This window comes from Caballeronia sp. LZ033 (assembly GCF_031451265.1).
In the GTDB taxonomy this organism is placed as follows: domain Bacteria; phylum Pseudomonadota; class Gammaproteobacteria; order Burkholderiales; family Burkholderiaceae; genus Caballeronia.
The window spans coordinates 762,628-783,583 of record NZ_JARUXQ010000002.1 but is presented as its reverse complement, the minus strand read 5'-3'; the positions used below and the strand labels follow the sequence as shown (position 1 = coordinate 783,583).

The 20,956-nt window shown below is 64.1% G+C and carries 20 protein-coding genes; 13 read left to right on the top strand and 7 right to left on the bottom strand.

Annotated elements, in window-relative coordinates; all coding sequences use genetic code 11:
• Positions 1–2: 2 nt before the first annotated feature.
• The 6 genes from QCE62_RS19100 to QCE62_RS19075 all read left to right on the top strand — a co-directional run bounded on the left by QCE62_RS19100 (position 3) and on the right by QCE62_RS19075 (position 4,872).
• Positions 3–1,157 carry a CoA transferase gene (locus QCE62_RS19100; protein WP_309921737.1) on the top strand — a complete coding sequence of 385 codons (1,155 nt, stop codon included), beginning with the start codon at positions 3–5 and terminating at the stop codon, positions 1,155–1,157.
• Positions 1,154–2,059, top strand: a complete 906-nt coding sequence (locus QCE62_RS19095; RefSeq protein WP_309921734.1) for a DUF2520 domain-containing protein — start codon at positions 1,154–1,156, stop codon at positions 2,057–2,059. The genes QCE62_RS19100 and QCE62_RS19095 overlap by 4 nt, the downstream gene beginning before the upstream one ends.
• Positions 2,060–2,293: 234 nt before the next feature.
• Complete coding sequence (locus tag QCE62_RS19090) at positions 2,294–3,247, top strand: SMP-30/gluconolactonase/LRE family protein (RefSeq protein ID WP_309921731.1); 954 nt, start codon at positions 2,294–2,296, stop codon at positions 3,245–3,247.
• 34 nt (positions 3,248–3,281) lie between these two features.
• Positions 3,282–4,229 carry an MFS transporter gene (locus QCE62_RS19085; protein ID WP_309921728.1) on the top strand — a complete coding sequence of 316 codons (948 nt, stop codon included), beginning with the start codon at positions 3,282–3,284 and terminating at the stop codon, positions 4,227–4,229.
• A gap of 6 nt (positions 4,230–4,235) precedes the next feature.
• A complete protein-coding gene (locus QCE62_RS19080; RefSeq protein ID WP_309921725.1) occupies positions 4,236–4,604 on the top strand; it encodes a hypothetical protein in 369 nt (122 codons plus the stop codon).
• Positions 4,605–4,737: 133 nt separating this feature from the next.
• Complete coding sequence (locus QCE62_RS19075; RefSeq protein ID WP_309921722.1) at positions 4,738–4,872, top strand: hypothetical protein; 135 nt, start codon at positions 4,738–4,740, stop codon at positions 4,870–4,872.
• Between the two features lie 153 nt (positions 4,873–5,025).
• Here the strand turns inward: QCE62_RS19075 and QCE62_RS19070 are convergent, their stop codons facing one another.
• Entirely contained in the window at positions 5,026–5,970 is a 945-nt protein-coding gene (locus tag QCE62_RS19070; protein ID WP_309921719.1) for a LysR family transcriptional regulator, read from the bottom strand.
• Positions 5,971–6,073: 103 nt separating this feature from the next.
• Between QCE62_RS19070 and QCE62_RS19065 the strand changes: the two genes are divergently transcribed.
• From QCE62_RS19065 to QCE62_RS19055, 3 genes are all read left to right on the top strand, one after another.
• The gene (locus tag QCE62_RS19065; protein ID WP_309921716.1) at positions 6,074–6,808 is read left to right on the top strand and encodes an SDR family oxidoreductase; all 735 of its coding nucleotides are present in this window, start codon (positions 6,074–6,076) and stop codon (positions 6,806–6,808) included.
• Between the two features lie 8 nt (positions 6,809–6,816).
• Positions 6,817–7,434: an NADPH-dependent F420 reductase gene (locus QCE62_RS19060; protein ID WP_404987407.1), complete on the top strand. Its 618-nt coding sequence runs from the start codon at positions 6,817–6,819 to the stop codon at positions 7,432–7,434.
• 215 nt (positions 7,435–7,649) lie between these two features.
• Complete coding sequence (locus tag QCE62_RS19055; RefSeq protein ID WP_309921713.1) at positions 7,650–7,874, top strand: hypothetical protein; 225 nt, start codon at positions 7,650–7,652, stop codon at positions 7,872–7,874.
• Positions 7,875–8,132: 258 nt separating this feature from the next.
• On the opposite strand, the gene QCE62_RS19050 is transcribed toward QCE62_RS19055, so the two are convergent.
• From QCE62_RS19050 to QCE62_RS19035, 4 genes are all read right to left on the bottom strand, one after another.
• Positions 8,133–8,783, bottom strand: a complete 651-nt coding sequence (locus QCE62_RS19050; protein ID WP_309921710.1) for a TetR family transcriptional regulator — start codon at positions 8,781–8,783, stop codon at positions 8,133–8,135.
• A gap of 29 nt (positions 8,784–8,812) precedes the next feature.
• Positions 8,813–12,103, bottom strand: a complete 3,291-nt coding sequence (locus tag QCE62_RS19045) for an efflux RND transporter permease subunit (protein WP_309921707.1) — start codon at positions 12,101–12,103, stop codon at positions 8,813–8,815.
• Positions 12,104–12,113: 10 nt separating this feature from the next.
• Complete coding sequence (locus QCE62_RS19040; RefSeq protein ID WP_309921705.1) at positions 12,114–13,295, bottom strand: efflux RND transporter periplasmic adaptor subunit; 1,182 nt, start codon at positions 13,293–13,295, stop codon at positions 12,114–12,116.
• Between the two features lie 77 nt (positions 13,296–13,372).
• On the bottom strand, positions 13,373–14,932 hold the full coding sequence (locus tag QCE62_RS19035) for an efflux transporter outer membrane subunit (protein ID WP_309921702.1): 1,560 nt from the start codon (positions 14,930–14,932) through the stop codon (positions 13,373–13,375).
• Between the two features lie 419 nt (positions 14,933–15,351).
• Between QCE62_RS19035 and QCE62_RS19030 the strand changes: the two genes are divergently transcribed.
• Both QCE62_RS19030 and QCE62_RS19025 read left to right on the top strand, forming a co-directional pair.
• A complete protein-coding gene (locus QCE62_RS19030; RefSeq protein ID WP_309921700.1) occupies positions 15,352–15,684 on the top strand; it encodes an HdeA/HdeB family chaperone in 333 nt (110 codons plus the stop codon).
• 31 nt (positions 15,685–15,715) lie between these two features.
• A complete protein-coding gene (locus tag QCE62_RS19025; RefSeq protein WP_309921697.1) occupies positions 15,716–16,192 on the top strand; it encodes a cupin domain-containing protein in 477 nt (158 codons plus the stop codon).
• A gap of 57 nt (positions 16,193–16,249) precedes the next feature.
• Here the strand turns inward: QCE62_RS19025 and QCE62_RS19020 are convergent, their stop codons facing one another.
• Both QCE62_RS19020 and QCE62_RS19015 read right to left on the bottom strand, forming a co-directional pair.
• The gene (locus QCE62_RS19020; RefSeq protein ID WP_309921695.1) at positions 16,250–17,686 is read right to left on the bottom strand and encodes an MFS transporter; all 1,437 of its coding nucleotides are present in this window, start codon (positions 17,684–17,686) and stop codon (positions 16,250–16,252) included.
• A 231-nt stretch (positions 17,687–17,917) separates the two neighbouring features.
• Positions 17,918–18,814, bottom strand: a complete 897-nt coding sequence (locus QCE62_RS19015; protein ID WP_309813674.1) for a LysR family transcriptional regulator — start codon at positions 18,812–18,814, stop codon at positions 17,918–17,920.
• A gap of 105 nt (positions 18,815–18,919) precedes the next feature.
• Here QCE62_RS19015 and QCE62_RS19010 point away from each other — a divergent pair, with 105 nt between their 5' ends.
• Both QCE62_RS19010 and QCE62_RS19005 read left to right on the top strand, forming a co-directional pair.
• The gene (locus tag QCE62_RS19010; RefSeq protein ID WP_309921693.1) at positions 18,920–20,065 is read left to right on the top strand and encodes a TauD/TfdA family dioxygenase; all 1,146 of its coding nucleotides are present in this window, start codon (positions 18,920–18,922) and stop codon (positions 20,063–20,065) included.
• Positions 20,052–20,936, top strand: coding sequence for an isocitrate lyase/phosphoenolpyruvate mutase family protein (locus tag QCE62_RS19005; RefSeq protein WP_309921690.1), 885 nt, complete (start codon positions 20,052–20,054; stop codon positions 20,934–20,936). Before QCE62_RS19010 ends, QCE62_RS19005 begins: the two co-directional genes overlap by 14 nt.
• Positions 20,937–20,956 lie beyond the last annotated feature (20 nt).

The following is a 20,956-nucleotide window of genomic DNA, read 5'->3' as shown; positions in this document are numbered from 1 at the left end:
ACATGCAACTCGACGGTGTACGCGTGATCGATCTCACCCGCGTGATTTCGGGTCCGTTCTGCACGATGCTGCTGGCCGACCTGGGCGCCGACGTCGTCAAGATCGAAACGCCCGACGGCGATCCGGTGCGTCAGCAAGGAGCGATCGTCAACGGCATGAGCTGGTATTTCGCGGCCTTCAATCGCAACAAGCGTTCTATCGAACTCGACTTGCGCTCGGAACAGGGCAAGGCGACCTTGCGTGAATTGCTGCGCGATGCCGACGTCGTCGTGGAGAACTTCCGGCCCGGCGTGATGGAGCAGATGGGTCTGGGCTGGGACGCGTTGCAGGAGATCGCGCCGGGCATCATCCATACGAGCATCAACGGCTTCGGCACGACCGGGCCGTACGTCAAGCGGCCCGCCTTCGATTTCATCACGCAGGCGATGAGCGGCTTCATGAGCATGAACGGCACCGCCGAAACCGGCCCGCTGCGCACCGCCCTGCCGATCAGCGATCTCATCGCCGGCAACTACGCGGCGCTCGGCACGGTCGCGGCGCTGTACCGGCGCAAGGAGACCGGACGCGGCGAGCAGGTCTGCGCGTCGCTGCTCAGTTCGATGATCAGCCTCGGCGCGTTCGTGAGCGCGGACTATCTGGCCACCGGCGAGCAGATGCCGCAGACGGGCAATGACCATCCGCTGGTCGCGCCTTACGGGCTGTTCACGGCATCGGACGGCGATATTGCCGTGGCGCCGTCGAACGACGCGATGCTGCGGCGGCTGTTGCAGGCGCTCGGCCTGCTGCATCTGATGGACGATCCGCGCTTCTCCAGCAATGCGCAGCGCGTGGCGCGGCGCGCGGAGATCAACGCGCTCATCAACGCGGTGATGTCGAAACAGACGCGCGAACACTGGATCGGCGTCATCAACGAAGCCGGCGTGCCCTGCGGTCTCGTGATGGATCTCGCCGATGTCTACCGCGACCCGCAAGTGCGCGACCAGGAGATGCTGCTGGAGGTCGAGCATCCGGGTCACGGCGCGGTGCGCATGACGGGCTTTCCGATCAAGTTCCGCAACGAACCCTGCGCGCTGCGTCATCCCGCGCCCGAACGTGGCGGCAATACCGACGAGATTCTGGAGGAGGTGGCGTCGAAACTCGCCGCCACGGGCGAATGATGCTGCCGGGTTTGCCGGGCCTTTCCGATCTGAGGATCGGCTTTATCGGCGGCGGCCGGCTGGCGCTGGCGCTGGCCATCGCGTGCCGGAGCGCCGGCTTGCGCGTCGCGTCAGTCGCGAGCCGGCGGCGCGAATCGGCGGCGGCGTTTTGCGGGCAGGTCGAAGGATGCCGCGCGTCCGATGCCCAGGCGGTCTCCGCTACCTGCGATCTCGTGTTCATCACCACGCGCGATGACATGATCGAATCCATCGCCGCCTCGGTACGCTGGCGCCCGGGCATGGCGGTCGTGCATTGCAGCGGCGCAACGAGCCTGTCGGCGCTCGACAGCGCCGTGCGCGACGGAGCGCTGACCGGCGGCTTCCATCCGATGCAGTCGTTCGGCGACCCGCTCGCGGCGGTGCGCTCGCTGCCGGGTTGCGTGATTTCCGCCGAAGCGCCCGATGCGGAGCTTGCCCGCGTGCTCGGCGAACTGATCGAGCGGCTCGGCTGCCACGCCAACTGGCTGCCGCCGGGCGTGCGGGCGCGCTATCACGCGGCGGCGGGCTATCCGTCGCAGTTCATCAATGTGCTGCTCAGGGAAGCCGTATCGATCTGGAGCACATGGGGCGTGGCGCCCGAAGTCGCGCTCAAGGCCTTCTTGCCGATGGCACGCGGCACGCTCGATTCGATCGAAGCGCGCGGCCTTGCCGACAGCATGCCGGGACCGGTGTCGCGTGGCGACGCGAAGACTGTCGCTGCGCACGTCGCCGCGCTGGATGCGCTCGGCCCGGCGCATCGCGCGTTCTACACGAGCTTGTGCGGCCGGACCGTCGATCTCGCGATGGAGCGCGCGCAAGGACTGGATGACGACGCCTGCAGGACGATCCGCGCGACGCTCGCAGAAGAGTCGTCGAGCGGCTGATCGAGCCATCGTGTTTCGGCATGGGAGACTCGTCAAATGCGCCGGATGCACGCGGCGCAAGTGATTAAGCTGGATCGAATATAAAAAATAGCGGAGACACTTCATGAAGCCCTCTTTCGGCCGTATGGCATCCGGCTAGGTCCCGCGTCCGCTTCCCTTCGCATTTCTGCGCCTGATTTCCGGCGATGCCGCCGTGCATCGCGTATTCACGCTCATTCGAGGAGACGCACCGACATGACCCCTGTTGCCGCCCTGAACATCGATTCCGTCTCGACCCTGGGTTCCGGCCTCACCCGCCCCGAGAGCGTGCGTTGCTGGAACGGCCGCCTGTATTCGTGCGATGCCGTCGGCACCGTGGCCGTCACCACGCTCGACGGCGCGACGCGCTTTCTCTGTCAACCGGAAGCGCTGCCCGAAGGCGTGCGTCCGAACGGCATTTCGATACGGCGCGACGGCAGCATCGTGTTCGCCAATGTCGGCCATGCGGGCGGCGTGTGGCGGATCGATGGCGAAGGCCAGGTGCGGCCGCTGATCGAGGAAATCGACGGCGTGCGCCTGCCGAGCACGAATTTTGCATACGCCGATCGCGATGACCGCCTGTGGATCTGCGTCAGCAGCACGGCGGCCGATTGCCACGATCCGGAGTTCCGCTTCGATCGTCACCGACCGTCCGGCTTTGTCGCGATGGTCGATCAGAAAGGACAAGGCCGCATCGTCGCCGATGGTATTTCGTGGACCAACGAATGCCGCATCGATGCGACGGGCCGCGCGTTCTACGTCAACGAAACCATTGGCCGCCGTCTGTTGCGCTTCGATCTCGCGGGCGACGGCACGCTGTCGAACCGCACCGCCGTGACCGCATTCGGCGACGGCTCCTGGCCCGACGGCATGGAGATCGACCCGTCCGGCGCGATCTGGATCACCTCGCCGATCTCGAACCGTGTGATCAAGGTGCTGGCGAGCGGCGAGCAGGTTCCGGTGCTCGAGGATGCGGACGAAAAGTCGATCGAGATCACCGAAGCCGCCTACCGCGCCAACGATTTCCGTCGCTCGCACTTCTATCAGGTCGCGTCGAAGAACCTGCGCCATGTGACCAGCATCACGTTTTCGCTCGAGCACGAACTGGCCTTCCTCGGCTCATTGCGCAACGACGCGCTCTACCGCTTTTCGACCGCCGGACTGATGTAAGCGCGCAAGCTCCGCCTACCGACTGGAGATCACCGTGAACCCGTCAGCACAAGACCACGATACCGACCGGCTGATGTCCCGCGCGATGTGGCGGCTCGTCCCGTTCCTCTGCCTTTTGTACTTCGTGTCCTATCTCGATCGCGTCAACATCAGCTTCGCCGCGTTGACGATGAACGAAGACCTGAAATTTTCATCCGCGGTGTACGGCGCGGGGGCGAGCATTTTCTTCGTGGGCTATCTGCTCTTCGAAGTGCCGAGCAACCTGATGCTGGCGCGCTTCGGCGCGCGCCGCTGGATCGCGCGGATCCTCGTGACGTGGGGCGCGTTGTCGGCGTGCATGGCCTTCGTGTCGGGGCCGACGAGCTTCTATGTCATGCGCTTCCTGCTGGGCGTCGCGGAAGCAGGCTTTTTCCCGGGCGTGATCTACTACATCAGCAAGTGGTTCACCCAGCATCACAAGGGCCGCATCACCGGGGCATTCTTCGTGTCGCTGCCGCTGTCGAGCGTGATCGGCGCGCCGGTGTCCACGTTCATCCTCGCGCACATGAACACGGGCAGCCTCGCGGGCTGGCAGTGGATGTTCATACTCGAAGGCATTCCCGCCGTGATCCTCGGGCTGCTGTGCCTTCGCCTGCTTCCCGATCGCCCCGCGGAGGCGCGCTGGCTCAGTGCGGACGAAGCGCAGCTGATCGAGACCACGCTCGAACGCGAACGCGAGAACGTCAGGACACGCACCGGAACGGACGCGCCGATGCGCAGCTGGCAGGCGGTCGGCATTCTCAGCATGGTGCTGTTGCTGCTCGCCTCCGGCATCTACGGACTGGGCTTCTGGATGCCACAGCTCCTCAAGCTCAAGTTCCCCGACAATACGACCGTCGGCTGGCTCACCTCCGCGATCTATCTCGTGGGCGCGACCGGCATGAGGGGCTGGGCGCGCTTCTCGGATCGCGGCGGCCAGCGCCATGTGCACCTGGCGATTTAGAGTCTCGTGGGCGCGTTCGGGCTCATGCTGTGCGGCGCGTACAGCGGCTCTTCTTCGCTCACCGTGATCGGTCTCGCGCTCGGTGCGGCGGGCATTCTCGGCTCGCTCGTCGTGTTGTGGACCATTCCCGGCCTGTACCTGACCGGCACCGCGCTCGCCACGGGCGTCGCTGTCATCAACAGCGTGGCGCAGTTCTCGGGGATCATCGTGCCGTGGGTGATCGGCATCGCGCGCAAGTCGGGGTACGACTTTTCGATCGTGCTATACGGGCTGGGCGGCTTGCTGGTGCTCGCGGCGATATTGGCGCGGTTCGCGCTCGCCGCGCAGAGGCAGACGGCCGAGATACGCTCCGCACAAGCCGATCAGGTGACTTAGCCGACGTCGGGCGACCCGTCGGGCGACCGCTACGCAGGGAGCCCGCCGCAAAAAATCACCTGATGCTGTCGGTCTCCTGTCACAAAGCTTTCGTAGTCTCTCTGCTTCGACGACAACGAGTGGAGAACCTGGAATGACGACGGAACGCAACGCGCTGCTGGCTGTGGCCCTGACCTCGACGGCCCTGCTTGCCGCCTGCGGCAGCAATGACGACAACAGCCCGCCCGCCACGCCCGCCGTCGACGACGGCAAGAACAGTCGGCGTTGACAGGCGGACCGAAGTGCATGGCCAACGTGTGAACGTCGACGCCCCGCACGCGCGACAAGCCGCGTGGCATGTGCACCAGCGCGGCTGACAGCGCATTCCATCCTCGATCCGCGCTTGACTGAATGACTTTGGGCAGGGGCTGCAGTGTGGACTTCATGCTTTACCTCTGCGTGAAACGGCGCGCGGTCGGGCCACCTTCGGCAACCGCCGAGCATCGCCAAGACTCTCGACCAGCCGGATCTCGCATTCGGAAAGCGAGTATCCGCGCCGCTGCGAGACCATGAAAGTGAGCGGACGCATATGCCATGCACGCCGTTGAAGTTCGACGAGTGTTCCATTCGCGAGATCGTCTGCGACCATATGATGCGGCATGTGCCCCCAGCATAAACTGCCCCGCAGCAGATCGTGCTTCGCGCCGAGATCGTTCACCCACCACTGGCGCACGCTCGCGACCCCTTGCTGGCTCTTTTCCGCATCGGGCTGATTGTCGGTGACGACGAGCTGGATGTGCCGGCCGAATTCCTCGCGTGGAATCAATCCCGCGATGGCGGCCAGCGGATGCGACGGCGCACAGACGGTCACCATCTGCGTTTCGCATAAGTGCTGCCTTTCGATGGTGTCCGGGCTCAGCTCCGGCACATCCGCGATCGTCACCGCCAGCCCGCACGTCCCTTCGAGAACCATACGCTCGCCGCCCTGCATGGTGGTCATGCGCAGATTGATGGCGATGGTTGGAAAGTTCGTCTGCAGGGTGCGCAGGCAGTTGATCAGGTGCGTACGCGGAAAGTAGGTATCGACGGCAATCGAGACCTGCGGGATCCCTGCTTGAGCAATTGAAGCAGCGCGCATCTTCATCTCCTCGGTGCGCGAGATCACTGCACGAGCGTCAGGCAGGAGGCTGCGGCCCGCCGCCGTGAGCGTCGCCTTGCGAGCATTGCGCTCGAACAGCACGCAGTCGAAGGCACTCTCGAGCGCGCTGATCGCGTGGCTGATCGCCGACTGCGCACGCCTCAGCTCCCGCGCAGCGCCGGAAAAGCTTCCGTGGTCACACACGGCGACGAAGGTCCGCAGCTGGTTGATGGTGACGTTGTCGAGCATACGTATCCAAAGAGTAGATGGGAATTATAGATATTTAGTGAATTGGCTTCATGCACCGGACGCTCCAGAATGGCGTGGTCGCTTTTCATTGAGAACGCATGACATGAACAGACTGAAAGGAAAGACCGCCGTGATCACCGGCGGTGCGACCGGCATCGGCCGCGCCGCAGCACAGCGATTCATCGACGAAGGCGCCTTCGTCTTCATCTTCGGCCGCCGGCAGGAAGCGCTCGACGCAGCGGTGGCCGACCTCGGGCCCTCTGCCCACGCAGTGCGGGGCTCGGTCTCCGATCCGGCCGACCTCGACCGCCTCTACGCTGCGGTGAAGGCCGAGCGCGGAACACTCGACATCGTCTTTGCCAATGCCGGGACGGGCAGCCCGCTTCCGCTCGGCGAGATCACGACCCGGCACATCGACGACACGTTCGACACCAATGTGAAAGGGACCATCCTGACGGTCCAGAAGGCGCTGCCGCTGATGCGCGACGGCGGCTCGATCATCCTCACCGGATCGAGTGCGGGCACCACGGGCGCTCCCGCAATGAGCGCCTACAGCGCGAGCAAGGCGGCCGTGCGCAACCTCGCGCGGAGCTGGGCGGAGGACCTGAAGGGCACCGGCATCCGGATCAACGTGCTGTCTCCCGGCGCGACGGCGACCGAACTCGCGAAGCAGGCGCTGGGCGAGGAAGGCCAGAAGGTCTTTGCCTCGATGACGCCGCTCCAACGTATGGCTGATCCGGCGGAGATTGCCGCTGCGGCGGCCTTTCTCGCGTCGCCGGACAGCAGTTTCATGACTGCCAGCGAAGTCGCCGTCGACGGCGGCCTGGCGCAACTCTGACGCGCAATATCGAAGGAAAAAACATGAGCTATGCAATTGTTGGATTCGGCAAGATCGGCCAGGCCCTCGCCAGGGCGTTCGCCCGAAGCGGCATCGATGTATCCGTTGCAACCACACGCGACCCGGCGAGCTTCGCAGCGGATGCCGCCGCGATCGGACCCGGGATCGTTCCCAGGACGCTGGCGGAAGCCGTCAAGGCGGACATCATTTTTCTGGCGGTCCCTTTCGGCTTGCACGCCGATGTCGCGAAAGCGCTTTCCAACTGGCAAGGGAAGACCATCGTCGATGTCACCAATGCCTATGGCGTGCCTCCCGAGGCACTGGGAGGACTGCCTCCTTCCAGGTTCGTTGCACAGGCCTTCACGGGCGGACGACTCGTCAAGGGCTTCAACCACTTGGGGGCTTCGGTCCTTGCACAGGATCCGGCTGTCCACGGTGGAAGAAGAGTCGTGTTCCTGGCAAGCGACGATGACGGCGCCGCGGCGGACATAGCCGCGCTTGCGGAGCGCCTCGGCTTTGCGCCGGTCGAACTCGGCGGGCTTGCAGAAGGCGGATTGCTGGTCCAGGGGCTCGGAGACAGCTGGGGTCCACTGATCTTCAAGGACTTGCACAAGTTCGATCGATGAACATTGAACAGACCGCAAGGTCGATACATCCGGATCTCTCATGACTCCGCGACCGAGTAATCTGGCAGCGCCACGGCGATCGGCAATGCGCAAATCCAGTCGATCAAATGACGCGACGAAGCCGAACTCGATGCCATGAAAGACGAGTTCGGGCTCCAAGAACTGGCTGTGGAAGACGTGCGAACGCATCATCAGGCCGCAAGCCATGCGAAGGCATGACGACCTGCTTCAAGGCGGTGTACTTCCATCTGGAACGCATCGTGAGCGGCATCGGGGGACGGCGCGAGATGGTCATCACCGCGGTCCAGGTCAGTCTGAGCATGATCGCTGGGATCCACGACGCCTCGCTCACTGCAAGATCGTTGAGCTGCCCCGGCTTTCCCCATCCCGATGACAACCGCTCGATCAGCTTGTCACGATCGCCCTTGCCGCCCGGCTAAAAGAATTCAGCCGAGGTGTCGAAGACTTGACAGGGCGACGGAACACGGCCCCTCGCCTCTCACATTTTGCTGAACGATTTATGTCAGGCGCATCAATTTGGGGGCCCGTCGTTCGATAATCATCCGGGGGAGCTACACGCTTCGATCCATGAGGAAGCCCGCGCGCATCCGGATGGGAAGTGGCTGACGATTCCGATGCTGTCCGCTGAGGACCGGGATGAGGTGACGGAGTTGATGAGCTTGGAGCGCCCAGCCCTTTCACGTCGTTGACGTGCGTCGCAACGAAGGTGAATCTCGCAGCATCCCGATGCACACGTCGCTCAGATATTCTGCATCGCGCGGCAGCTCGATGGAATCCTGATCCATCAGCCAGTCGCGCAGCACACCGCCCAGAAACGCATGCACGACGCTTGAAGCGCGCGCGGTATCGAGTTCGAGCGGCAACTGTCCGCGCGCGATGGCATTGATGAGCCCCCGCTCCAGTTGTTTGCGGCCCCTGCGGGCGGCATCGCGCTGACGCTCGAACACGATATCCATATCGCCCATGTTGTGCGCGTGCTCGTAATTCGTGAACAGCACTTCGAACACATGGCGGCTGTGCGGTTCGATCGCCACCGTGCCCAGGCAATACACGAGCAGCGCGCGTATCTTGCCGAGCGGGTCCGGTTCGGCTGCATCGACGGCGGCTGCGACGAGCAACTCCATCGGCAAGCTCACGCGGTTCGTCACCGCGACGAACAGATCACCCTTGTTGCGGAAATGCCCATAGACCGCGCCGCGCGTAAAGCCCGCGCGCAGCGCAACCGCCTCCAGCGTCGCATGAAACACGCCGCGCTCCGCGAACACGCGCTCGGCCGCATCGAGGATCTGGTCGCGCGTACTCTGGGCCTGTTGCCGCGTTCTCTTCATCCGCCGCGTCCCCGCTGCTGGTGTCGCCATTACACCGGCTTGTCCTCGCCTGTACCTTCAGGAGGTCCGCTGGCATCATGGCCGCCGTTCTGTCCGTGATGCGGCATCTTGCGCGATACCTCGTCGAGCTTGTCGCCGAGCAACTGGCGCACCACGACATAGAACACCGGAATCAGCAGCAGGCCGAGGAAGGTCGCGAACAACATCCCGCCGATCACGCCAGTCCCGATCTCATGGCGCGAAGCCGCGCCCGCGCCCGACGAGATCACGAGCGGGAACACGCCGAGAATGAACGCCATCGACGTCATCAGGATCGGCCGCAATCGCAGTCGCGCCGCGGTCAGCACGGCATCGCGCAGCGTCATGCCCTTTTGCTGCCCCTCCACGGCGAACTCGACGATCAGGATCGCATTCTTCGCCGCCAGCCCGATCACGGTAACAAGACCGATCTTGAAGTAGATATCGTTCGGCACGCTGAAGCCGAGACAGAACACCAGCATGCCGAGCATGCCGAGCGGCACGACCAGCAGCACCGAGACCGGAATCGACCAGCTCTCGTAGAGCGCGGCGAGACACAGGAAGACGACGACGATCGACAGCGCCATCAGCGTCGTCGCCGACGAGCCCGACAGCAGTTCCTGGTACGACTGTCCGGTCCAGTCGGCCGCGAAGCCGCGTGGCAACTGGTGGTTGACGATATCGTCGAGCGTGTCGATCGCCTGTCCGGTGGAATAGCCCGGCCCCGAGTTGCCGACGATCTCGATCGCCGAGAAGCCGTTGTAGCGCGGCAGCACCGTCGGCCCGAAGGCCCATTTCGCGTTCACCACGCTCGCCAGCGGCACCATGTTGTAAGGCGCGATCGACGTATTGGCCGGCGACGGATCGACCGGCGTGACGAAGCCATTCGACGCCACCGTCGTGACCGTGCCGCTCTTCGAGGCGGAAGCCGTCGAAGTGAACACGCTCGGCGTGTACAGATGCTGAAGCGCATCGAGACTCATGCGGAACGGCGCATCGGCCTGTACGTAGACACGCTTGACGCGCCCGCCGTAGGTGAACTGGTTGATATAAAACGGCGCGAGCTCCATCTCGAGCGTCTGGTACACATCCGAGAGCGAGAGGCCCATCGCCTGCGCCTGCGTGCGGTCCACGGCGATATCCAGTTGCGGCGCATACGGCAGCGAGTTGGGCCGGATGCCGAACAGCACCGGGCTCTTCGCCGCGCTCCCGAGCAGCACGCCCTGCGCCTGTGCAAGCTCTGCGCGTGACTGTCCCGCGCGTGCCTGCAAGTACATGTCGACACCGCCGAACTGGCTCAGGCCGCGAATGGTCGGCAGGTTCACCACGAAGATCTGCGCATCCGGAATGGAAGACAGAATGCGGTTGAACTGCGGGATCAGCTGCATCGCGGTCTGGGAGCGCTTGTCCCAGTCCGACAGCTTGATGAAGGACATCCCCACGTTCTCGCTCGTACCGACGAAGCTGAAGCCTTCCGGCTGGAAGATGCCGACGATGTCCTTGCCGACCGCGCTGTGCAAAAGCTTCTCGCGCAGTTCGCCCATGACATGATTGGTGCGCTCCAGCGTGGAGCCGGACGGCAGGTTCACGAGCGCGAGGGCGAAGCCTTGATCTTCATCGGGCACGAAGCTGGTGGGCAGCCGGGTGTACAGAAAGCCCGTCAGCACCACGACCAGCACGAAGCCGATCATCCAGCGCGGCGCATGCCGCACTGCCTTGCCCGCATGGCTCAGGTAGTGGGTGGTGGTCCAGTCGAAGGTCCGGTCGAACCAGCGATAGAACGCGTTCTTCCTGACCTGATGCTCGGGCTTGAGGATCGCGGCGCACAGCGAAGGCGTGAAGGACATCGCGAGAAATGCGGAAAAGCCCATCGACACCGCGATGGTCAGCGCGAACTGCGCATAGATGATGCCGGTCGCGCCCGGCTGCAGCGCGGACGGAATGAACACGGCGGACAGCACCACGGTGATCGCGATGATGGCGCCGGTGATCTGCTGCATCGCCTTGCGGGTCGCGGCGCGTGGCTCCAGATTCTCCTCGGTCATGATGCGCTCGACATTCTCGATCACGACGATGGCATCGTCCACCACGATCCCGATCGCCAGCACCATGCCGAACAGCGTCAGCTGGTTCAGCGTGTAGTGCAGCGCCGCGAGACCGATGAAGGTGCCGAGCAGCGCCACCGGAATCACGAGCGTCGGGATGATGGTCGCGCGCAGGTTCTGCAGAAACACCAGCATCACGAAGAACACCAGCACGATCGCCTCGACCAGCGTGCGGATCACATCCGCGATGGAGGCCGTGATGAACGGCGTGGTGTCGTATGGGATGCTCCACGTGACGCCTTCGGGCAAGTCGCGCGCGAGCGTGTCCATCGAGGCCTTGACCGCCTTTTCGACCGTCAGCGCATTCGCGCCCGGCAGCAGGAACACCGCGAGGCCGCCGGCGGGCTTGCCGTTGTAGACCGGCGCCTGGCCATAGGTCTGCGAGCCGAACGAAATGCGCGCGACATCGCTCAGCCTAACTGTGGTGCCGTTATTGTTCGCCACCACGATGATGTCGCGGAACTGCTGCAGCGACGAGAACAGGCTGTCGCCTGACACGGTCGCGGTGAACACCTGCCCCTTGACCGCCGGATCGGCGCCGAGCGAGCCGGCCGCGAACTGCGCGTTCTGTCCGGTGACGGCGTTGAGCACCTGCGTCGTCGAGAGACCGTAGCTCTGCAGCTTGTCCGGGTCGAGCCAGATGCGCACCGCGTATTCCGAACCGAGCAGGGTCGTATTGCCCACGCCGGTCACGCGGCCGATCACCGGCTGGATCTGCGACGCGAGAATGTCGGAGAGCCGGCCTGCATCGATCGCCGCATTCTCGGATTGCAGCGCGATGAACAGCAGGATGTCCGGGCTCGACTTCGCGACGATCACCCCTTGCTGCGTGACCTGCGACGGCAACAGCGGTTCGGCGAGCGTCACCTTGTTCTGCACCTGCACCTGTGCGATATCCGGATTGGTGCCGGTCGCGAAGGTGAGGATGATCTGCGTCTGGCCGTTGGCGCTCGACGTCGAACTGAAGTACAGCAGGTTGTCGATACCGGTGAGCTGCTGTTCGATCACCTGCGTGACGGTCGATTCCATCGTCTGCGCGCTCGCGCCCGGGTATTGCGCGGTGACGGTCACCTGCGGCGGCGCGATATCCGGATACGAGTCGATCCCCATGGTCCGCACCGAGAGAATGCCGAACAGGGACAGCAGGATCGCGATGACCCACGCGAAGACGGGACGGTCGATGAAGAAACTCGGCATGGGCGCTCTCCTACTTCGCCGCGCCGGCCGAAGCCGCGCCCGGTCCCGACGCAGGCGGCTCCCACGCGACCGCCTTCACCGGCGCCCCGACGTGCGCCATCTGCACGCCGATGACGACGATCTCGTCGCCGTCCTTGAGCCCCTTCGTCACGACCCAGTTGTCGCCGAGGCTGTCGGTCGTCTCGACATCGCGCCGCGCCGCCTTGCTGTCCGCGCCGATCGTGAGCACGTAGGCCCCCGTGGTGTCGCGCAGCAGCGCCTGCTGCGGGATCAGGAACACATTGTTCTGGCGGCCGAAGTCCACTGTGAGCGACACGAACATGCCGGGCAGGAGACGCCGGTTCGGGTTCGCGACCAGCGCGCGCAGATTGACCGCACCGGTGGACGAGTTCACGGTCACGTCGGAGAAATCGAGCCGGGCCACGCTGCCGTACGACGCGCCGTTCGGCAACGCGATCCGCACCGTGGTCTGGTTCTGTTGCGACAGTTCGATCCCGCCGCCGTTCTGCGCCTGCTCCAGCGTCGCCAGGTCGGCCGCGCTGATCGTGAAGTTGACGTACATCGGATCGATCTGCTGGATCGTGGTCAGCAAGGTGCCGTTGCCGCCGCTGTCGGCCGTGCTGCTGCCCACCACCGCGCCCGCCGTGACCTGCTGCTGCCCCGCGATGCCGCTGATCGGCGCGGTCACGCGCGTGTAGTCGAGCGACACGCGCGCGCTCTGGACCAGCGCCTCGTCGGCCTTGATCTTGGCGGCCGCGCTGCGCTCGGCGGCATCCGAATTGTCGACCGTCTGCTGCGACACCGATCCCACGGGCAACAGCTTGCGATTGCGCAAGGCGGTCACATGATCGTTCGTGTAAGTGGCCTGGTCCTCGGCCAGCACCGCGAGGTCGTTGTTGAGTTGCGCGCGATAAAAGGTCGGATCGATCTCGAACAGCAACTGGCCCGCATGGACCTGCGAGCCTTCCACGTAGTTCCGCTTGAGCAGCACGCCGGACACGCGCGCGGTGACGTTCGCGCTGTAGTACGGCGACAGCCGGCCGACGAAGCGGCGTTCGAGCGGCACCGTCTGCGCGTGCACCTTCGTCGTCGAGACCTGCGGCGGTGGCGGCGGCGGCGTGCTCTTGTGGCAGGCGGCAAGGACGATCAGACACAAATACGAGAGCGAGACGCGCCAGGGACGTGACTTCATGAGAGCTCCGTTTTTGCTTGCAACCGGCTCGCGCGCAGCCGGGTTTCAGGCGTGGCGCGTCATACAGCGTGCGACTGTCAATCCGATGAAGCGACGGGCCGTTGCGCGGCCACGCCCGGTGCCGATGCCGCCGACGCCATGTCGGCGTCAGCGCGCTGCCAGCCGCCGCCGAGATTCTTCACGAGCAACACGTGGCTTTGCGCGAGCAGCGCCTGCGTGTCGCGCAGACTCTGTTGCGCCTGGATCAGCGTGAGGCGCTGGGTCAGCACGCTTTGCTGGCTGGCCGCGCCCGCCTTGAACTGCGCCTCCTGACTCGCGAAGATGCGGCTGTTGCTGTCCAGCACCTTCGCGTACGCGCCTTCCTGTGCGCGCAGATGATTCATCGAGGACAGACTGTCATCGACACTCTGGAACGCCGTCAGCACCGTGTTGCGATAGTTGGCGACGTTCTCGTCGTAGTTCGCGCGGGCCTCGTGCATTGCGGCCGTGCGCGCGCCGCCGTCGAAGATGGTTTGCGCGATGTCCGGCCCCAAGGTCCAGAAGCGGTTCGGCACCGTGAACAGATGCGCGATGGTGTTGTGCGCGAAGCCGCCTTCCGCCGAGAGCGAGACGGTCGGAAAGAACGCGGCTTCGGCCACGCCGATGCTCGCATTGGCCGCCGCCGCCGAGCGCTCGGCGCTGACGACGTCATAGCGCCGCTCGAGCAGTTCCGACGGCAGCGAGGAAGGCAGCGCAGGGGCGATGAAATGGTAGTCGGGGTCCGGAGCGATGCTGAGCGACGCGGGCGGCACGCCGGTCAGCACGGCGATCGCATGCTCGTCCTGCTCGCGCCGCGTGGCGACCGTCTGCAACTGGGCAATCACCGTGTCCAGTTCCTGATACGACAACAGCAGGTCGTCGTTCGACGCCTGGCCCGCCTGATAGGCGGCCTGGGTCATCGCGAGGAGGCGCGTGTCGATGTCCTGCTGCTCCTGCAGCGCCCGGACATCGAAATCGGCCTGACGCAGTTCGAAGTAGTCGGTGGCGACGCTTGCCGCGATCGACAGGCGCTCACCGGCCAGCTGTGCGTCCGATGCCTGCGCATTGGCCTTCGCCTGCTCGATCTGCCTGCGCACGCTGCCCCACAGATCGAGTTCCCAGCTGACTGAACCCAGCGCCACCACGCTGTTGCCCGGCGCGGCGATGGTCGATGAACCCGCGCTGCGGCCCGCGCTCGCCGACTGGATCGCGCCGCCCGAACGCGCGCCCGACAGCCCCGCCGTGACGATCGGGAACAGCCCCGCCCGGTTGCTCTCCACGGTCGCGAGCGCGACGCGATAGGCCGCCTCCGCCACCGCGATCGATTGATTCGCCTGTAGCGCCTGCTCGACGAGGCCGTTGAGCGTGTCGTCGTGGTACATGCGCCACCAGGTGCTGTCGATGGCGGCTTGCGGATTGGCGTCTGCGCGCTGCCAGTCGACGCCTTCCTTGAAGCCTTGCGGAATCTGTACTTCGGGCTTGCGGTAGTCGGGGCCCATCATGCATGCCGCAAGCGATACGACGACAACGAACCCTGAAGTGGCGCGCGCGGCATGACGCCATTGCGTGCGCATGCGGCCGGCGCGTGGGGAATCGAAGCTTCGCGAACCTGCGGTCATGCGCATCCTCCCCTACCGAAACAGGATTACGACATGCTTGTTTGGTATTACCTGTTAATTCATGGCTATCGCAAGATAACTACTCTATCTCTTGATCAGGATAACCAGTAAATAAGAATTTTTAATCGTTCCATTACCGCCGCGATCGGTACGGTATGCGGAATATTTCGTGTCAATCGTGACGTACCGGATAGCTGAAGATATCTTGACGACGCTCTTACAAATTGCTTGTGCTTCGATTGATCTCGCGGCTTGCGTCGGTGCGCCCGTCGCCTCCGGGTCAAGCTCGTCGGAAATCGGCCCTTGAACTCATCTCCACAGGCATCCTTCCTTGATGGTAATTCCGGGCTAAGTCTGCGCCGATACGATGCGCAGGCAGTCTCGAACTTCACCTCTTCACCACCATCAAGGATGTCCAAATGAACCTCGCAAAAAGCCTCGCAGCCGCCCTGTGCGTCCTCACCGTCGGCGTGTCCGGCATGGCCCACGCAGCTGAAAAGATTGCTCCCGCCAAGATGACGTGCGCCGACTTCGTTCAGGTTGACGACGCATACAAGCCGGCGCTGGTTTACTGGGTGGCGGGCGTCGACAAGCTCGGCGTGTCGGGCACCGAAACCACGGTCGTCGATACCATGCAGCCGGTCGCCGCGACCGTCGCGCAGGAATGCCAGAAAGACCCGCAGACCAAGTTCATGACCAAGGTCCGCTCGATGATCAAGTCGAAGCAGATTGCCCTGTTCGACCATCATTGAACGCATGCGCTATCGACGAAGGACCGACATCATGAAGCCGCACCTCATCGACGATTATCCGATCGCGGATAGCGCCATTCACATCCCTGCGATCGGGCTGGATCTGTCGGTCTGCATCGAGCCTTCGGAAACGGAGGGGCGCGCGACGCTCATCGAAACACGCGATGCACCGGGCTTCGGCCCGCCGCTGCATCGGCACCGGAACGAAACTGAAATCTTCCATGTGCTGCAAGGACGCTATCTCTTCGAAGTGGATGGCGTGCTGCGCATCCTGCAGGCAGGCGAGACGCTGACGGCGCGGGCCGGCACCACGCATCGCTTCATCAATATCAGCGAAGGCACGTCGCACATGCTGGTGCTGATCTCGCCAGGATTCGACGCCACCCGTTTCTTCAGCGAACTGCGCGACGTCATGGCGCGCGGCATTCCGGCCCCGGACACGCTTGCGAGGCTGGGTGCGAAGTGGGACATCGAGTTTCTCGGACCGCCGTTGACGGTCGAGCCATGATCCGCTGGACGTGGTGTTGGGGAGATGCGCCATCATCGTGATGGCGCATCTCTCTTTTCAATCGGCTTGAGACAGGCTCGCGCCGCGGCCATGCAAGGCCGACGCCGGTTCCGCGTGAGGCGCATCCTTCGGCTCGATGTCCTCCAGCGTTTGGGCTCGCGTGTTCACACCGAGCGCGAGCAACGCGAGTACCTGCAGCACGATCAGACCGATCAGGAAATTGGTCACGCCGAAGATCCCGCCCATGCCGAAAATCATCACGATGCCGCCCTGCGCACCCGCCGATGCAAGACGTCCCACGGCGGCGGACAGCGATGACCCGCGCATCCGCAACTCGGTCGGAAAGAGTTCCGGGATATAGACCGCGAACGCCAGCGACGTGATGCAGGACGAACACATCATGATGACGGCGCCCGTCGCCATCAGTTCGGCCGGCGAGTGAACCATCGGATAGAGCGCCGTGGCCACTGCTTCGAGCACCAGCACGCAGACAATGCTCACGCGGCGTCCGATGCGGTCCGTCAGCGCCATGCCGATCAGGCAGCCAACCGGCGTGCCGATGCCCATGACCGCCGTGTAGCCGAGCGTCGACGTGACCGCGATGCCCTGCTTGACGAGAAAGGTCGGGAACCAGGCGATCAGTCCGTAGAGCACCGACATGTTCACCGCCGACATGATCATCGTCAGCACGGTCCGCGACAGCAGCGGCTGGCGGAACAGTTCGCGATAGCCGGGTTTTGCCGCGACCGGCGCGGCCTCGCTCGCTGCCGCCGTCACGGAAAACGACACGCTGTCCCACGCCGGAAGTTCCGGAAAACGCGCTTCAATGGACCGCAACAACGCGTCCGCTTCTTCGTGTCGACCTTGCGCCTCGAGCCAGCGCGGCGATTCGGGCATCGACTTGCGCATGAACCAGATGCCGATGGCGCCCAGGCCGACGAGCGCGAACATCGAGCGCCAGCCGAGCGCGGGAATGGCCCAGTAGCCGATGATCCCGGTGGCCGTCACGGACAGGTTGGTGAGCAAGGCGAGGATGGCGCCGAAACGCCCGCGCGCGAGACTCGGCACGAATTCGCCGAGCGTCGCATAGCCGATGATCAGCTCGGCGCCAAGGCCGACGCCCATCACGAAGCGCAGCGCGATCAGCACCGTCATGTTCGGCGCGAACACGGCGGCGATCGAGGCCAGCCCGAAGACCGCGAGATTGAACTGGTAGGCCATGCGCCGCCCATAGCGGTCGCCGATATAGCCGCCGATCAGCGATCCCAGCCACATGCCGATCAAGGTACTGGAGATGAAGGCCGCGTTGCTTTGCAGCGTCGACCAGCCGCCCTTGACGAGCGTCGCCAGCACGCCGCTTTGCAGGTAGATATCGAACGCGTCGAGAAACAGGCCAGCCCCGATCATGCCCACGAGATTCCAATGGAACCGGCCGATCGGCAGCCGGTCGAGGCGAGCGCCGGAATGGGCGCGCAGCGTAGGGGATTGGCTCAAGAAACGTCTCCTTTTTTGGCCGTCGGAACCTGGCGGGCGTTCTCGTGGAATCGCTCTCTGTGTCGCTCATCATTGCTACCGTTCAAGACAAACGGCGATGACGGGCGCCCCACCCGGTCCGCTTGCGAGGCTTTCACGCCATATTAAGGTGCTCCCGCAAAAACTTTTATTGAATAATCGTTAGATTTCACGTCAATTTTTTTGACTTAGCGACGGCGCCTGCAGAGAGGCTCAAGGCTTGTCCGAGGCGGCATCCCTGTCAGCGGCGCGCGTGGCGGCCAGCAGGATTTCCTGCAGTGCGATCAACTGCCGGCTCTCGACGTCCGTCTTGCGCGTGACCAGCGAGAACTGGAGCACAGGCGCATCGCGCAACGCGATGACCGTGACGGGATAGAGCGTGCAGATGGCCGGCTCCATCAGCGGCACAAGGGAAATCCCTAGCCCCGCGCTGACCAGCGGCGCAATCGCACGGACGCTGTCGAACTCCAGATCTCCCGCCGGCTTGCCGCCGAAGCGCTGCTGGATATACTTGGCGGCCATCGCGCCGGAGATGGTGTTGCGGTCGTAGCGGATCCACTCGTAGCGTTTGAGCAGTGCGCCCAGCGAGCGCTCGCGTTCCTGCGGCGGCACCATCAGGGTCAGCCCGCGTTTGATCAGCGGCTGCCAGTGCAGCCGAGACAAGCCGCGCTCGGGCTGCGCGACTACTGCTGCATCGAGATCGCCTGCCTTGACTGCATTGGTCAGCTCGATGCTTTTGCCGCGCCTCGTCTGAAGATGCAGAAGCGGATAGCGTGTCTTCAGCCGCTTGAGCAGTTCGGGCAGCACGACGGGCAGCATCGATTCGAGCATGCCGAGCTGCACATGGCCTTCAACCTGAAAGCTGGGCTGACGGCGGAACGCATCGAGCCGCGACAGCATGCCGTGCAGCAACTCCGACAACTCGTACGCAGCAGGCAGCGGGCGCACTTCCAGCCCCGACCGATCGAACAGCTGACGGCCCACGTAGGCCTCCAGCTGCTTCATCTGCATGCTGACCGCGCTCGGTGTCAGATGCAGGTTCTTGGCCGCGCCCGCGAGCGACCCGACGTCCAGCACAGCCTGCAGGGTATTGAAGATTTCGATCTTCATCAGATTTTTTGTCGAGTTTCGTCAGCAAAACTCCATTTTATCTTACGAAGCGTTGCTCTATCCTTGCAGTCAAAGGGACTCTATCCCTGCGACAAGGAGATAAGCATGAGCGAAGCATCGGTGAAGCCAAAAATCTGGTACAGCGCGGACCTCGAACGCGACACGTCGTGGACCCTGCGCATGAGCGACGAAGCCGCGGAGGGCTTCGACCGTGCCATGCGTCATGCCAAAGCGCTCGGCAAGCCGCTGCTCGACATGACATCGGAAGACTTTCCGCTCGAACCCGCATCCGCCGAGATTCTGCATCGCGCGTTCCGTGCCACGCAGCAACGCTTCGGCATGTGCCTGCTGAAAGGCTTCCCGGTCCACAAGTGGTCCGTGGAAGAAGCCAAGCTCGCTTATTGGGGACTCGGCTTGCACGTCGGCGTCGCGCGCACGCAGAATCGCGCCAGCGAGATCATGAACGATGTCCGCGATTCGGGCGCGACCTACAAGTCGAAGAACGGCCGTGGCTACAACACCAACGCGGCGCTCGACTTCCACGCGGACTCATGCGATGTCGTCGCCCTGCTCTGTCTTCATGAGGCCAAGTCGGGCGGGCAGAGCAAGATCACGAGTTCGTTCGCATTGGTCGAGGAGATCCGCAAGCGCCGGCCGGAATTGATCGATGCATTGAAGGGACCTGTCTATCACAGCTATCAGGGCACGCAGGCGCCCGGCCGGCCGGGTTTCTACAACTGCCCGGTGATCGGTTCGCTGACGGATCACTTCGCGTTGCGCGCCAATCGGAAGAACACCAACGCGGCGCAGGCGGATTTTCCGGAAGTGCCGCGCCTCACGCCCAAACTGACCGAGGCGCTCGACTTGCTGGATGAGCTTGCCGCCGATCCGCGCCTGTGCTTTTCCATGTGGCTCGAACAGGGCGATCTGCAATTGCTGAACAACTACGTGATGCTGCATTCGCGCACGGAGTTCGAGGACTTCGAAGACGAGGCGCGGCGTCGCCATTTGCTGCGCCTGTGGATGTCGGTGCCCGATTCCGCGCCGCTGCCGCCCGAATGGGAGTATTACTTCGGCGACGCGCGTCCCGGTTCGGTGCGCGGCGGCGTCCGTGGCAGCTATATCACCGAGGCTTTCGTCCGCTTCGAGAAACGCCAGGCCGAACGCATGCACATGCTGCTCAAGCCCGGTCTCGACGGATCCGTGCCAGACACGTCGACAGCGGAGGGAGATGCCCATGTCGCCGCATGAGGACGCGTCGCCGTCCGGTGCCTTGAAGCGCCGTCTCGCTGCGGGCGAAACCGTGCTCGCACCCGGCATCTACGATGCGCTTACCGCGCTCATCGCGGAACAGGCCGGATTTCAGGCGCTGTATCTGTCGGGCGGAGCGGTCGCGTATACTTCGCTCGGGCGCTCTGATGTCGGCCTCACGACGGCCAAGGAAGCAGTCGACACGCTGTGGCGCATCACCGACCGGGTGCGCACGCCGGTCATCGTCGATGGCGATACGGGCTTCGGCAACGCGCTGAACACGCAGCGCACCGTGCGCGACTTCGAGCGTGCGGGCGCGGCCATGATCCAGCTCGAAGACCAGGGCTTTCCCAAGCGCTGCGGTCACCTGGCGGACAAGACCCTGGTGTCGTCGGCCGAGATGTGCGGCAAGCTGCGCGCCGCGCTCGATGCGCGCCACTCATCGGACACGCTGATCCTCGCACGCACCGACGCCATCGCGGTCGAAGGCTTCGACGCGGCCATGGAGCGCGCCGAGGCTTATCTTGAGTGCGGCGTCGATGCGCTGTTCGTCGAAGCCGTTCATACGGTGGAGCAGATGGACATCGTGTGCCGGCGCTTCGGCGAAAGGGTGCCGCTGCTGGCGAACATGGTGGAAGGCGGCAAGACGCCGGTGCGAAGCGTCGAGGAATTGCGGCAGCGGGGCTATCGCATCGTCATCTTTCCGGGCGGTACGGCCCGCTTCGTGGCGCACGGGCTGCAAGGGTACTACGCGAGTCTGCTGAAGCACGGAACGACTGAACCGATGTGGCCGGAGATGCTGACGTTCGACCAGTTGAACGAGCTGATCGGCACGCCGGAGCTGCTCGCGGCGGGGAAGCGGTACGTTTGAGCCCGCGCGGTCTTCAGCAC